Source organism: Fibrella aquatilis (genome assembly GCF_017353255.1).
Classification (GTDB): domain Bacteria; phylum Bacteroidota; class Bacteroidia; order Cytophagales; family Spirosomataceae; genus Fibrella; species Fibrella aquatilis.
The window spans coordinates 73,079-86,751 of the sequence record NZ_JAFMYU010000027.1; the positions used below are offsets into that span (position 1 = coordinate 73,079).

10 protein-coding genes are annotated in these 13,673 nt (G+C 53.7%); 2 read left to right on the forward strand and 8 right to left on the reverse strand.

The features are described 5' to 3' along the window. Nucleotides 1-130 precede the first annotated feature (130 nt). The 8 genes from polA to ileS form a co-directional block, all read right to left on the reverse strand. Entirely contained in the window at nt 131-3,187 is a 3,057-nt protein-coding gene (polA, locus tag J2I48_RS24415; protein ID WP_207338134.1) for a DNA polymerase I, read from the reverse strand. A 329-nt stretch (nt 3,188-3,516) separates the two neighbouring features. After that, a complete protein-coding gene (locus tag J2I48_RS24420; protein ID WP_207338135.1) occupies nt 3,517-4,467 on the reverse strand; it encodes a fasciclin domain-containing protein in 951 nt (316 codons plus the stop codon). A 303-nt stretch (nt 4,468-4,770) separates the two neighbouring features. Next, nucleotides 4,771-5,289 carry a Rad52/Rad22 family DNA repair protein gene (locus tag J2I48_RS24425; RefSeq protein WP_207338136.1) on the reverse strand — a complete coding sequence of 173 codons (519 nt, stop codon included), beginning with the start codon at nt 5,287-5,289 and terminating at the stop codon, nt 4,771-4,773. A 233-nt stretch (nt 5,290-5,522) separates the two neighbouring features. Further along, nucleotides 5,523-5,927, reverse strand: coding sequence for a hypothetical protein (locus tag J2I48_RS24430; RefSeq protein WP_207338137.1), 405 nt, complete (start codon nt 5,925-5,927; stop codon nt 5,523-5,525). Between the two features lie 88 nt (nt 5,928-6,015). Next, nucleotides 6,016-6,417 (reverse strand): hypothetical protein, encoded by a 402-nt coding sequence (locus J2I48_RS24435; protein ID WP_207338138.1) that lies wholly within the window; start codon nt 6,415-6,417, stop codon nt 6,016-6,018. A gap of 11 nt (nt 6,418-6,428) precedes the next feature. Further along, nucleotides 6,429-7,370 carry a T9SS type A sorting domain-containing protein gene (locus tag J2I48_RS24440; protein WP_207338139.1) on the reverse strand — a complete coding sequence of 314 codons (942 nt, stop codon included), beginning with the start codon at nt 7,368-7,370 and terminating at the stop codon, nt 6,429-6,431. A gap of 213 nt (nt 7,371-7,583) precedes the next feature. Next, nucleotides 7,584-8,066, reverse strand: a complete 483-nt coding sequence (locus J2I48_RS24445; RefSeq protein ID WP_207338140.1) for a hypothetical protein — start codon at nt 8,064-8,066, stop codon at nt 7,584-7,586. Between the two features lie 216 nt (nt 8,067-8,282). Beyond that, nucleotides 8,283-11,780 carry an isoleucine--tRNA ligase gene (gene ileS / locus J2I48_RS24450; RefSeq protein ID WP_374758173.1) on the reverse strand — a complete coding sequence of 1,166 codons (3,498 nt, stop codon included), beginning with the start codon at nt 11,778-11,780 and terminating at the stop codon, nt 8,283-8,285. A gap of 330 nt (nt 11,781-12,110) precedes the next feature. On the opposite strand from ileS, the gene J2I48_RS24455 reads away from it, so the two are divergent. Both J2I48_RS24455 and J2I48_RS24460 read left to right on the forward strand, forming a co-directional pair. Continuing rightward, nucleotides 12,111-12,791 (forward strand): DUF4136 domain-containing protein, encoded by a 681-nt coding sequence (locus tag J2I48_RS24455; protein ID WP_207338142.1) that lies wholly within the window; start codon nt 12,111-12,113, stop codon nt 12,789-12,791. Between the two features lie 13 nt (nt 12,792-12,804). Further along, entirely contained in the window at nt 12,805-13,548 is a 744-nt protein-coding gene (locus J2I48_RS24460; RefSeq protein WP_207338143.1) for a porin family protein, read from the forward strand. The last annotated feature ends 125 nt before the right edge of the window (nt 13,549-13,673 follow it).

The following is a 13,673-nucleotide window of genomic DNA, read 5'->3' on the forward strand; positions in this document are numbered from 1 at the left end:
TGCTTTTAGCGATACAGTAAAATAAATGTGTTGACAAGATCATTACTGCCACCTTCATTTTCTAGCAAATTTATTAAACGTATCGTAGAGCAAATACCCGTTTTTGGCACGCATAGCCGCCTGATTGGGTTCAATGCGCTACCAACCAGTTCTCCCCGAAGCCGACGCCGGTTTCCATTTGGACGGCCATGGGGATGGCGGTTTTCATGATCCGGTCTACGTTTTCTTTCAGGAATTCCATCTCTGACTTGTGGGCGTCGAACACGAGTTCGTCATGCACGGTCAGGATCATTTTCGACTTCAGGTTTTCGCGGTCCATAAACTCGTGGATCTTGATCATCGCAATCTTGAGCATGTCGGCGGCACTGCCCTGAATGGGGGCGTTCACGGCGTTGCGCTCGGCAAACATCCGGTCGGTGATATTGCGCGAATTGATGTCGCGGAGGTAGCGGCGGCGACCCAGAATCGTTTCGGCGTAGCCACAGCCGCGGGCCTTCTCGATACTCTGATCCATGTAGGCTTTCACCGCCGAAAACTCCTGGAAATATTCCTCAATGATCTGCCCGGCTTCTTTGCGCGGAATCTTCAGCCGCTGCGATAGGCCGAACGACGAAATGCCGTAGATGATACCAAAATTGATGGTTTTGGCCTTCCTCCGCATCTCGCTCGTCACCTCGCCAATGCCCACGTGGAATACTTTCGAGGCCGTTTGGGTGTGAATGTCGATGCCGTTGTTGAAGGCATCGAGCATGGTTTGGTCGCCGCTGAAGGCTGCCATGATCCGCAGTTCGATCTGCGAATAGTCGGCCGACATGATCAGAAATTCGTCGGAGCGGGGCACGAAGGCCTTGCGGATTTCCTGTCCGCGCGGCGTGCGGATGGGAATGTTTTGCAGGTTCGGGTTGGTCGATGACAACCGTCCGGTACTGGCCACGGCCTGATTGAACGACGTATGCACCCGGCCCGTGCGCGGCGAAATCAGCAGCGGCAGGGCATCGACGTAGGTGTTTTTGAGCTTGATCAACTCCCGGTAATCCAGGATTTTGCCAATGATGGGGTTGTCGGCTTCCAGCTTCGAAAGCACCTCTTCGCCGGTGGCATATTGCCCCGTTTTGGTCTTCTTGGCGTTCTTGTCGAGGTTGAGCCGGTCGAACAAGATCTCGCCGAGCTGCTTGGGCGAACCGATGTTGAACTCGCTGCCTGCAATCTCGTAGATCTCCTGCTGCACCTGCCGCATATCGGTCTCCAGCGTGGCCGATAGTTCGGCTAATGCGTTGGTATCCAAGGTAATGCCCTCCAACTCAAGATCGGCCAGCACCTGCACCAGCGGCATTTCTACCTTGTCGAAGAGTTTGCTCAGCTCGTCTTTGTTGAGCATCGGCGCGAAGGTATCGCGGAGTTGCAGGGTCACGTCGGCGTCTTCGGCGGCGTATTCCACCACCCGCTGAATGTCTACCTCGCGCATGGTGAGTTGCCCTTTCCCCTTCTTGCCAATCAGCGACTCGATGGCCACCGGGTTGTAGTTGAGGTAGATACTGGCCATAACGTCCATGTTGTGGCGTTGCTCCGGCTCGATCAGGTAGTGGGCAATCATGGTGTCGAACAGCGGCCCGCGTACCACCACGCCGTACTTTTTCAGCATTAGCAGGTCATACTTCAGGTTCTGCCCCACCTTCTCGATGGCCTCATTTTCAAAAAACGGCTTAAACTGATCCACCACCGCCTGTGCCTCGGCCCGGTCTTCGGGTACGGGCACGTAGAACGCCTCGCCCGGTTTGTAGGAGAAAGACAACCCCACCAGATCAGCCTCCACGGGGTCTATGGCGGTGGTTTCGGAGTCGAAGCAGACGCGGGTTTGCTCGTTGAGATAGCCCACCAGACTGGCCCGCAGCTCGGACGTATCCACCAGCCGGTAGTCATGCAAGACAGAGTTGATGTCTTTGCGCCGTTCTGTCGAATAGGCCGTGTCGATCTCGTACTCGTGGGCATCGTCGCCCCATGTAGCCACGCGTTCAGCACCGGGCGCATCTTCCACGGCGGCAGTATCGGTCACGGCATTGGGGGTAGAGGCTTCACCAGAGGCAGCGGGAACCACCACGGCGGTCTTTTTTGCCCGCGTTTTTTTCACGGGTTCAACCGCAGCCGGGGCCGGTTCGTCACCAAACAAAAAGGGCAGATCGTCGGCCCCGCTGGGGTTGCCAACGGCGGTGGGCATCGGTATGAAAGCCGGAGAAGGGTCAAAAAGCCCCATTTGTCCGTTCGACGATTTTGCCACTGGAGCGGAGGTAGTAGCAGCACCATCAAAGTCACCCAGCAACCGGGTTTTCATCTGCCGAAACTCTAGCTCGTCCAGCAACGCCGCCAGCCGGGGTTTGTCATAGTCCGACAGCTTCAGGGCTTCTTCGTCGAAGGGCACCGGCACTTCCATGTGGATCGTTGCCAGCTCTTTCGACATAATCCCCTGCTGCCCGTACTGAATTACGTTCTCTTTTAGCTTGCCCTTTAACTGGTCGGCGTTGGCAATCAGGTTTTCAATACTGCCGTAGTCGGCGATGAGCTTTTGGGCCGTTTTTTCACCGATACCGGGAATGCCGGGGATATTATCGACCGAATCGCCCACCAGACCAAGCATGTCGACCACCTGCCCTACATGCTCGATGCCCCAACGCTCACAAATCTCTTTAACCCCCAGCTTCTCGGCGGGTTTGCCCATGAAGGCAGGCTTATAAATGTGTACGCAGTTATTGACAAGCTGCCCGTAATCTTTGTCGGGTGTCATCATGTATATCTCAAAATCGCCCGCGGCGCAGGCCCGGTGGGCCAGGGTGCCAATGACATCGTCGGCCTCGAAGCCTTCCTTAATCAACATCGGCATGTTCATGGCCTCCACGATCTGCTTGATATAAGGAATGGCCACCGAAATATCTTCGGGTTGCGACTGCCGGGTGGCCTTATACATCGGAAACTGCTCGTGCCGGAACGTCTTCTTGGAGTGGTCGAAGGCCACGCCCATATGGGTGGGTTTTTCCTTCTGCAACACCTCCAGCAGCGAGTTCATAAAGCCGAAAACGGCGGAGGTGTTGACCCCTTTCGAGGAGATACGCGGATTTTTGTTAAACGCAAAGTGGGCGCGGTAGATCAACGCCATCGCGTCGAGCAAAAACAGTTTCTTGGTTGGGTTGGCCATTATAAAACAGGGCGGTTGGTAGTTTGTGGTTGGTCATTGGCTGCGGTCTGGCACCTTGGCCTGTGTCCCCACAGGCCTACGCTTGCGCGAGCCACAGTCTACCTCCGGTGCCGTAGGCCTGTGGGGACACAGGCCAGGGTGCGGCGTAGCGAATGACCAGTGACCAACTACTTTTGACGGTAAAAATAGAACAGCCCCTGCCGGGTTTTGATTCCTGTTTCTTCTTTCATGGCCACGCAAAAAAGCCCCGTCTGACCGGCGTAGCGCGAAAGGCAGCTATGCAGGAAAGACGAGGCTTCTTTACCAAAATGGCAGTTGCCGATTCAGGCTTAGGGCAGCAATACCCGGTCGATGCGGTGAATGACGGCGTTGGTGGCTACCTCATTGGCAACGACCACATTTGACGCCGACGTGCCATTGCTGGCACCCAGTACCGTAACGCCCGTGCCTACGCCAAATTTCAACGTTGGCGTTGCGCCCAATAAGGTGCCAACCGTCAGGCCGTCAGTGAGTTGTGAAGAAAATACCCGCCCTGGCACCACGTGGTATGAGAGCACTTTGGCCAGTGTGGCGGGGGCAGCAGCAGCGATGGCGGCGGCGTTAAAGCCGGCGGCGATAAACGCCTCATTGGTCGGGGCGAACACCGTGGCCGCTGTGGTCGATTGTAGCGCGGTGACCACCGCAGTGCCCGCACGGGTAACCGCCTGCGCCAGCAAACTGTAGCTGCCCGGATTAGCCAGTACTGTGGCGACAATATCGCCTGAGGGTGGCATCAGTACACCATCAATCACGTGAATCACGCCATTATCGGCGGCTACATCGGGCGTAATGACTTTTTTGCCATTAATCGACACTGTTGAACCAATCTTAGACACGTAGACGGTGCCGTTGGTGGTCAGTAGCGTTTGCAGGGGCGTGTTTACAGCCGTTGGCACTTCACTGGCGGCTACCCGCTTGCCCAACACGTGGTACTGCAAAATGTTGGTTAGCGTAGCTACTGGTAGGTTGTTTACGGCAGCTACGTCGGCAATACCCGACGCTTTGAAGGCCGCATCGTTGGGTGCAAATACGGTAAATGTGCCGGTCTTAAACGTCTCGGTCAGGTTGGCTCTTACCAACGCAGCCCGCAGGAGGGTGAAATCGTTGTTTTTGCTGACAATGTCAGTGATCGAGTTGGTGGCAACCGGGTCGGGATCTTTTTTGCAGGAGGTTAAAAAAGCGAAGCCCACGAAAAGAAGGCAGAGTGCCAGCAGACGGTTTGTTTTCTGATCTAACAGCATACGTTTGACTGTGTTTGTTTGTGAATGATTAAGTAGATGCACTGGTACACATACAAACGTATGAAAGGGATTCTTGTTTAACAGATTGGTAGAAATATTAAACAAAACAGTGTTTAAAGGTTTTAACTATATATTTATTGATTAAACGGTCACTTAGTAAATACTCAATATTAATACAGATACTTAGACTCAAGACGCATTGCATGGGTTGGAATCAGTATCCTTTTTTACAATAAAAAAACAGTGTCCACCCAAACGCAGGTAGTAATGCGTTTAGGTGGACACTGAATGAGTTGGCAGGTGCTACGCCTTCTGGTAGGAGGCCCGGAGTGTAACGATCTCGCCGCCTTTATAGCTGCCGTCGTTGATTTTCTTCACGAGCATTTCCAGTTGCTGATGCGCCCAGTCGGGAATGAACTTGTCGGGCGTGTCGATAAAGACGCGGGGGTAGTTGTAGAGGTCGCGGCCCAGGCCGAACTGCACGGCGCACCGCTTCATGGCATCGGAGATGCCGCCTTTCACGGGTTCGATGTCGGTGCGGCTGGCTCCGTCCATTTTCGAGAGGATGGTGGCGGGTTTGCCCTCTTCGCCGGGAATGGTGACGGTGATTTTGCAGAAGAAGCCGCCCTGTATTTCCGAGATTTCGTTCTGCCACCCCTGCCAGCCAAACTGCTTGTCGAACCGGTCCATCACGCAGCGGTTGGTGATGTAGGGCACCACGATCAGTTTGCCGGTTTTGGTTTGCATCTGCACCCGCCATTCCATCTCGTCGGGCTGAATGGGGAGGGTCAATTTTTCCAGTGTATTTGCTGCTTGTTCCATACGCTAATGTACCGAAAATTACGCAGATGGCCAAGTGATTTTGGGGCTAAAAAACGGCTTTGGCGCAAGCAGGAGGCCAAAAAACAAAGAAGCCCGGCCTACAACGTAGCCGGGCTTACCAAGTCTTGTGTGTGTGTTAACGAGGCAAATTGCCTATCACGTTTATGGGGTAGTAAATGGTTAACAAACACCGTGCCAATATATTCAAGCCTCTCGACAAACACCGTCGGGCATCATAACTTCTTTATGAATTTGACATGGTACGGATATGCCTTGAAGCGTTCATTGCCCAACTCAAGGTCACAGGTCACTAATGTAGTTTTGCCCGCATACCCCAGCGGGACAACCCCAATCTGGATTAATGTGCTCTGCGTTAGGTTCGCACTGGTCAATTGAGCCAGGAAGGTTGAATCTGGACAGATTGCAGCGAATACCGGGCTATCGATACCCCTACTGCTGGCAAGGGCGTAGGAGCAAGTTGGACATTGTGGAAAGCGCAAATAACCCTGATCAATGCCAACTCCAGTGCCCGTCTCCGCGAAATTCTGACAGTCGCAGAGCGGTTTTTCTACTTCTGGCGGTTTTTCTCGGCACTGAATACTGCCCAACAATAGACAGACTAAGAGTAGCTTTTTCATGGCCGTTGAGTCTAGTGCTGAATACGAATTTGCTGCTTGATGGTGGAACTCTCACTAACAGTGTGCAGGTAGTAAATGCCATTGGGCTTCACAGTTTTTTTATGGATTTGACATGAAATGGATAGGCAATGGATTGTATGTCTCCTAACTTAAACATGCAAGGAACCCGCGTAGTGCTACCGGCATATCCCAGCACGATAGCTTCTGTTTCTACCATTGTGCTGTCTGTTATGTTTTTACTGTTTAATTGAGCCATGAATGTTGAATCGGGACAGATTGCATCGAAGGTTGGCCGTTCAATACCTCTGTTAGTAAGCACGTAAGGGCAAGTGGAGCATTGTGGGAAGTTCAACAAGCCTCTAATCATGCCAACTTTAGTGCCTGTCTCCACAAAATTTTGACAGTCGCAAAATGGTTTTTCCACTTCTTGCAGTTTGTTCCTGCACTGAATGCTGCCTAACAGCAGCCATAAAAACAAATACTTTTTCATGGCCGTAAGTTCTAATGCTGAATACGGATTTGTTGCTTGATAGTGGTATTCTCACCAACGGCGTGCAGGTAATAAATGCCATTGGGTAGTTTCTGCGTATTGAGTTTCAGCTTTTTATCGGTAATTTTTCCGTTCAGAACCACGCTGCCGTTGGTGTCATAGAGCAGTAAGTCAATCTTTTTTAAATCGTCAGTAACTAGTAGCTGATTGCTCTTCAGTAGGTCTATAGCCTCCTGCTCCGTCAATACCTCCTCAGCGGTCACATTCAAGTCAACAGTGGCTGGATTGGGGAAAGCGGCTAGCCGAAAACTGCCACTGTAGTTGTAGCAATTGAAGGAACTAGATGGGCCATTACCACAAACGTTGACAGCAGCGCAGATGATGTTTCGGTAAGCCCCACCGGTCAGATATACGCTAGCATTGCCACCATTAGACGAAAATGACGTATTGCCATTGCTTGATGTGGTGACCCAGTTGAATGTGGCTGATGGGTCATTTTGCAATAGGCGAATCGTGATATTGGGCGTACTGTTCGAGACCGAAATGCCCGTCGATGGATTATTGACGGGGTAGGTGAACGTCCCATAGCTATATGTCCCTGTCAACGTGCCCGGCGTACCAACTGAAATGGTTTTGGATGGGTATAAGTAGGTGCAGCCCTGTGCCAACGTAGCCGCAACGCTGATCTGGCCATTGGCAACCTTACTGACGGTGCCCCCGCCGCTAACGGTGGCAATCGCTGTATTAGTGCTAGACCAGTTTGTTAACGAATAACCGGGTGGGATGGAAGAACAATTATAGGTAGCTGACGAACAAACATTGGTGTTACCACTAACAATTGGAGTAGGTAAACTTGCCACCACTCTTGACAGAGCACCTGCCAGCGAGTTCTTCATAGCGTATACTTGCTGAATGGAAAACTGATTCAGGCAGTTCTCCGTATAGTAGGACATAATATTTCGTGTATCGGGATTAAAGCCGTTTCCGCCAATGTATTGACAGTTAGAATCTATTTGGCCTTGAGGGTCAGCTGGGGTATCGCAGATATAATCACCGCAGCTTGTACAATTCGAGCCGTTGGCGTTTTCGGCACAGGTGCCTGCTCCGTGGTCATTGGTGGTTGAAGTACCCCGAAAGGTATGGTACAGGCCAAGACAATGTCCCATCTAGTGGCTGAGAGTAAGAGGATTCACTGAGTTGAGTGCCCAAAAGCCATCGGATTGTATGTCTTTGGCGCATCCCCCGTAGGCAAATTGATTTGTATTTATTGGAGTGTACGAGTTGATCAAATAAATGTTTATAGCATTGTCTTTCACATTCGCGGTGAAGACGTTTGTGCCGTTGCTCTCTTTCAGGTTGAAGTAGTTATCGCCAACAATGTAATCGAATCCCAATGCGTTGAAATAAATGCCGTACTTGTTATAGTCCTGATTTAGTTTCGATGTCAGGTTACAGAGTTGCGCGGATGGGTATCCTCCCTGCTGAGATGCCGGTACGGCAATGTGGTAATACACATTGACCCAGTAAGCTGACCCATTTGGTGAGGTGTTGGGCCTGAAGTTAGACACCACGGCGTTGTTACCGCAGGTTTGCGAATAAGTAGGCGCGAACGAAGTAAGAATAAAGGCAGCAGTTAAGAGCTTTTTCATGATATAGATTTACAGCAGAGGTGAATAATGATATAATAATAATTACTTGAGTAGAACTATGCAAAAATGTTGTAATTTTTCTACAAAAAATTGACAAAAAATAAGCTTAAGACGATACTATCGGTTTACGATCTAAAAATAGAGCCGGATTCTGCAAGAATCCGGCTCAGAAGCGAGGCAACAAAAGCGATATATGAAATTGATTAAAAACGTTTGCTACACTCGTTCCACTTTCATCTTCAATACAAATTCGTCCATTTCGATCTCCACCGCCGAGCCGTTGAGGCCCGTGACGAGTTCGAGCGATACGGCCTGTACTTCCTGCTGAATGTAGTCGCGGTTGGCCTCTACGGCTTCAGAAAGCAAATCGTTATTGCGCTCCAGAGCCACGTTGATCTTGTCGGTCACGTCGAAGTTCTGGTCTTTGCGCAGGTTCTGAATCCGGTTCACCAGGTCGCGGGCAATGCCTTCGCGGCGTAGCTCGTCGGTCACGGTCACGTCGAGGGCCACCGTCAGCGGACCATCTACGGCCACTACCCAGCCGGGCACGTCTTCGGTTAGAATTTCTACGTCGGTCAGTTGCAAATTAAAGCCAGCCAGTTGCAGGCTATTGGTTGTTTCCAGTTGGGTCAGTTCGTCGGGCGTCATGGCGGTGATGGCGGCGGCAACGTCCTTCATCTGCTTGCCGAATTTGGGACCCAGCGCCTTGAAATTGGGCTTTACCCGTTTGGTCAGCAGCCCGCTGGCGTCGGCCACAAATTCCACCGATTTCACGTTCACCTCCGATTCAATAATGGGTGCCACCTGCTCGATTTGCCGCTGCATGGTGCCCGTGGCTTGGCCCACCGAGACCACCGGGATGAGTACCCGCGAGAGGGGTTGCCGCACTTTCAGCTTGTGGTTTTTCCGCAAGGCGTGTACCATTGAACTGATCTGCTGCGCCAGGGCCATGGCTTCTTCCAGATCGGTGTCGATCCAGTCTTCGGCCACCGGTTGCCAGTCGGTAAAATGCACCGAATCGTGCCTGAACGGCGTATTCCGGGCAATGGATTCCTCCCGCACCGCCGCCGTGAGGTTCTGATACAGCCAGTCGGCATAGAACGGCGCAATGGGCGACATCAACTGCGCTACCGATGCCAGGCAGTGCTGCAACGTCTGGTAAGCCGCCCGTTTGTCGTGGCTCATCTCCGAAGCGTCGGCCGCACCCGCCCAGAAGCGCCGCCGACAGAGGCGCACGTACCAGTTCGAGAGTTGGTCGTTGACGAAATCCTGAATCAGCCGACCAGCCTTGGTGGGGTTATAGGCCTCAAACGATGCCTCTACCTCGCGCACCAGCGTATTCAGTTTCGACAAAATCCAGCGGTCCAGTTCGGGCAGCTCTTCGCGCGGTACGCGGTCGAACTGCTCAATCCGGTAACCGTCTACGTTGGCGTAGAGGGCAAAGAAATTGTAGGTATTGGTGAGCGTACCGAAGAACCGCCGCTGCACTTCGGCCACACCGTCGAGGTTGAAGCGCAGGTTGTCCCAGGGTTCGGTGTTGGTCATCATGTACCAGCGCGTGGCATCGGCCCCATACTCCGACAGCGTAATGAACGGGTCGATGCTGGTACCCTTGCTCTTCGACATTTTCTGACCGTTTTTGTCCAGCACCAGCCCTGTCGACACCACATTTTTAAACGCGACCGAGTCGAACAACATGCCCGCGATGGCGTGGAGCGTGAAGAACCAGCCCCGCGTCTGGTCAACCCCTTCCGAGATAAAATCGGCGGGGTACGACTGTGCGAACTTGTCTTTGTTCTCGAACGGATAGTGCCACTGCGCATACGGCATGGCACCCGAATCGAACCAGACGTCGATCAGGTCCGGCTCGCGCTGCATCAGCAAACCCGTCTCGGAGACGAGGTAAATCTCATCGGAATAAGGCCGGTGAAGGTCAACGTTTCCGGCGGCGTGAGCGGCTATAAACGCTTCATCGTTAGCTCGTTGCTCTTCTGTCAATACATCCGAAGCGAGGGCTTTTTGTACGTGTTCAACCAATTCAGCCACCGAGCCGATACACACTTCTTCCCGCGTTTCTGAGCGCCAGATGGGCAGGGGCGTGCCCCAGAACCGGCTGCGGCTGAGGTTCCAGTCTACGAGGTTTTCGAGCCAGTTGCCAAAGCGGCCCGTGCCCGTGCTTTCGGGTTGCCAGTTGATGGTTTTGTTTAGTTCCACCAGCCGGTCTTTCATGGTCGTGGTTCGGATAAACCAACTGTCGAGCGGGTAGTAGAGAATCGGCTTGTCGGTGCGCCAGCAGTGGGGGTAGGGGTGTTCGTATTTTTCTACCCGAAATGCCTTGTTCTGCTCCTTCAGTTGAATGGCAATCAGCACGTCGGTAGGTTTGAAATCGGGGTCGGCGCGTTCTTCGTCGCTGTAGTATTCCTCTTTTACGTACCGTCCGGCATAGTCGGTGATCTCGGCTACAAAACGGCCCTGACGGTCCACAATGGGCACGTCTTTGCCGGTTTCGTCTTTGACCATAATAGCCGGAATGCCGTTTTGCTGCGCCACGCGGAAGTCATCGGCCCCAAACGTGGGCGAGGTGTGCACTACGCCGGTACCGTCTTCGGTCGTCACAAAATCGCCCAGAATCACGCGGAAGGGCTTGCCAGCGGCGGGATCGGGCTGCACATAGGGCATCAGTTGCTCATACTCGATACCTTCCAGGTGCTGCCCTTTGAACTCCGACACCAGCGCCCAGGGGATGATCGCTCCGGCCGGTGCGCCGCTGCGATTCCGGTTGTCGGTCGAGAGGTAGGCATCAAAAGCGGACGGTCCGCCGCTGCGGCTGTTGATGCTGTCGACGCGGCCTTTTTCGTTCAGCCACCGGCCCACCAGGTTCTTGGCCAGCACCACGTGCACGGGCATAAACGTGTAGGGATTGATGGTCTTCACCAGCACATAATCGATGTTGGCGCCCACCGTCAGCGCCGAGTTGGCGGGCAGGGTCCAGGGCGTGGTGGTCCAGGCCAGGATGTACACGTCGGCGTCGGCCGAGTCGAAGAAAAGGAAGCCCGACTTGCCGTTGGGTTTCACCTTAAACTGCGCCACCACCGTGGTGTCTTTCACGTCTTTGTAGGTGCCGGGCATGTTCAGCTCGTGCGAACTGAGGCCCGTACCCGCCTTGGGCGAAAACGGCTGGATCGTGTAGCCTTTGTATAGTAACCCCTTGTCGTAGAGCTGTTTAAGCAACCACCATACCGACTCGATATAGTTGGTTTCGTAGGTGACGTAGGGGTGTTCGAGGTCCACCCAGTAGCCCATCTTTTCGGTCAGGTCGTTCCACCGGTCGGTGAAGCGCATGACCGTTTCGCGGCATTTCTGGTTATAGTCGGCCACTGAAATGGTCTTGCCGATATGGTCTTTGGTGATGCCGAGTTCTTTCTCTACCTGTAGCTCGATGGGCAGGCCGTGGGTATCCCAGCCGCCCTTGCGGGGCACCTGAAAGCCTTTCAGCGTCTTGTAGCGGCAGAAAATGTCTTTAATGGTGCGGGCCATGACGTGGTGAATGCCTGGCATCCCATTGGCCGACGGTGGGCCTTCATAAAACGTAAAGGTGGGCCGCCCTTCGCGCAGGGCCACCGACTGTTCGAAGGCGTTCGTTTCCTTCCAGTGCGCCAATACCCCCTCGGCAAGGGCGGCGTAATTGAGGTTTTTATATTCCGTGTACAGCACAGTCAAATAGGTCGTTTCAAACAGCAAAGATAAGGCTTTGAACGGGGTGTAGGGTGGGGGGCGTGTGCTGTTTGCTGTTGGCTTCGGCGTAGCCCCCCGCCCTAAAGGCGGTCCGACGGGTCGGTGCCCGCTGGCGCATTTAAAGCTTCGCGTCAGCAATATCTGTGCGCCAGCGGGCACCGACCCGTCGGACCGCCTTTAGGGCGGGGGGCTAAGCCGAAGCAAACACCCTTTTAAAACCCACATTAGGATTCCATTAGGATCAAATCAGGACAAACTTTTGGAATAGCCTACACGTTTTGTAGGTAGTGTACATCCAACGTTAATCCTATGAAAACAAGTGAGATAAGTGGTCGGCTGCGGCGGCCGCTGGCGGTGGCTTCGCTGGCACTGGCCATCGGTCTGGGCGTGTCGGCCTGTAGCGATAACGCCGTGAATAACATCAGCCCGGCAGATTCTAACGTACTGATTACCAACTATGACCGTGCGGTCAATTTTAGCCAGTATAAAACGTTCAGCCTGCCCGACTCGGTGTTGGTCGAGTCGAATGACGGGTACTCACAGTCAAGTTTGCCCATTGAACAGCAGGCTGTGACGCAGGTAGCGCAGGAACTGACCAACCGGGGCTTTGTGCGCGTGGCAGCCGGGCAACCCGCCGACATAGGCGTGGCCGTAACGCGGGTGAATAATCAGTATACGGGCGTGACTACTAACCCCTACGCAGGGTTTGGCAATTACTGGGGTTATGGCGGTTTTGGCGGCTTTTCGCCCTATTACCCCAGCTACTACCAGTACTACCAGGTGTCGGATCGGTACTGGCGCATTGAACTCGTCGACCTGAAAAATCGGCCTATCACTACGCCCACCACCGACCCCAATGCGCCACAGAATCAGTTGCGCGTGATCTACCAGGCCTCCCTACGTGGTAATGGTATTTTCGACGCTTCGGCCATCAACAAACTCATCACCGACGCCTTTGCTCAGTCGCCTTACCTGAAGCCAACGCGTTAATTGTCAATAACTTATGAACAAGTCAATCTTGTTGGCCGCCCTGTTGGGGCTGGCCACCCTGTCTGCCCCGGCGCAGGACCTGCCGGAGCGCGGCGGGGCCACCACTACGCCACCTGCCGTGACAAAGCCCACACCCGGCCGCGACGCCTACGGGCAACCAACCGTGAATGCCTATAACCTGATTCGGGAATCGACCTACAACCGGTACGTGACGTTCAATGCCGCGTTGCGGTATGGCGTAAGTTTGCCTATGGGTACGCAGCGGGACTATATTTCGCAACTTTCGCCCGCCAACGCCCTGCTAACGATGGAGTGGCAGTTTCCGCAAAACTTTTCGCTGGGGCTGCAAACGGGTCATCAGTACAGTCAGCAGCAGTTGCCCCGGCAATTGACCACTTTCTCGTCGGGCGAGACGATCTCGGCGGTGCAGACCCGTACCCTGACGCTGACACCCGTGATGGCCACGGCGGCCTATTACTTCAGCGACCCGGCGGCTCCGATCCGGCCCTATGTGCAACTGGCCGGTGGCGGCGCGTTTGTGAACTACACCAATTTCTACGGCACCCTGGCCGACACCGACAAGAAGTTTGCCGGGGCTATTGCACCTACCATTGGGGTAAAAGTGTTCGGTAAACGCGAGAAAGGCCTGGGTGGCGAGATTCAGGCGCAGTACCAGAATGTGTTCTATAAGTACAACGAGATCAACGGTGCCCGGAACCTGATGCTCTCTGCCGGGTTGACGTACCGCTGGTATTGACAAGTGCAACGTTTAAGGTTTAAAGTCTAAGGTCTGGGCGACCCCGTCTAAAGTTGCTTCGCGAATTACAATAGCACCGCACCGGCGGACCGGCGAAGCAACTTTAGACGGGGTCGCCCAGACCT

Bases quoted from the DNA above. Each gene is read 5' to 3' on its own strand.
- polA (WP_207338134.1), bottom strand. From the start codon at position 3,187: ATGGCCAACCCAACCAAGAAACTGTTTTTGCTCGACGCGATGGCGTTG.
- J2I48_RS24420 (WP_207338135.1), bottom strand. From the start codon at position 4,467: ATGCTGTTAGATCAGAAAACAAACCGTCTGCTGGCACTCTGCCTTCTT.
- J2I48_RS24425 (WP_207338136.1), bottom strand. From the start codon at position 5,289: ATGGAACAAGCAGCAAATACACTGGAAAAATTGACCCTCCCCATTCAG.
- J2I48_RS24430 (WP_207338137.1), bottom strand. From the start codon at position 5,927: ATGAAAAAGCTACTCTTAGTCTGTCTATTGTTGGGCAGTATTCAGTGC.
- J2I48_RS24435 (WP_207338138.1), bottom strand. From the start codon at position 6,417: ATGAAAAAGTATTTGTTTTTATGGCTGCTGTTAGGCAGCATTCAGTGC.
- J2I48_RS24440 (WP_207338139.1), bottom strand. From the start codon at position 7,370: ATGTCCTACTATACGGAGAACTGCCTGAATCAGTTTTCCATTCAGCAA.
- J2I48_RS24445 (WP_207338140.1), bottom strand. From the start codon at position 8,066: ATGAAAAAGCTCTTAACTGCTGCCTTTATTCTTACTTCGTTCGCGCCT.
- J2I48_RS24455 (WP_207338142.1), top strand. From the start codon at position 12,111: ATGAAAACAAGTGAGATAAGTGGTCGGCTGCGGCGGCCGCTGGCGGTG.
- J2I48_RS24460 (WP_207338143.1), top strand. From the start codon at position 12,805: ATGAACAAGTCAATCTTGTTGGCCGCCCTGTTGGGGCTGGCCACCCTG.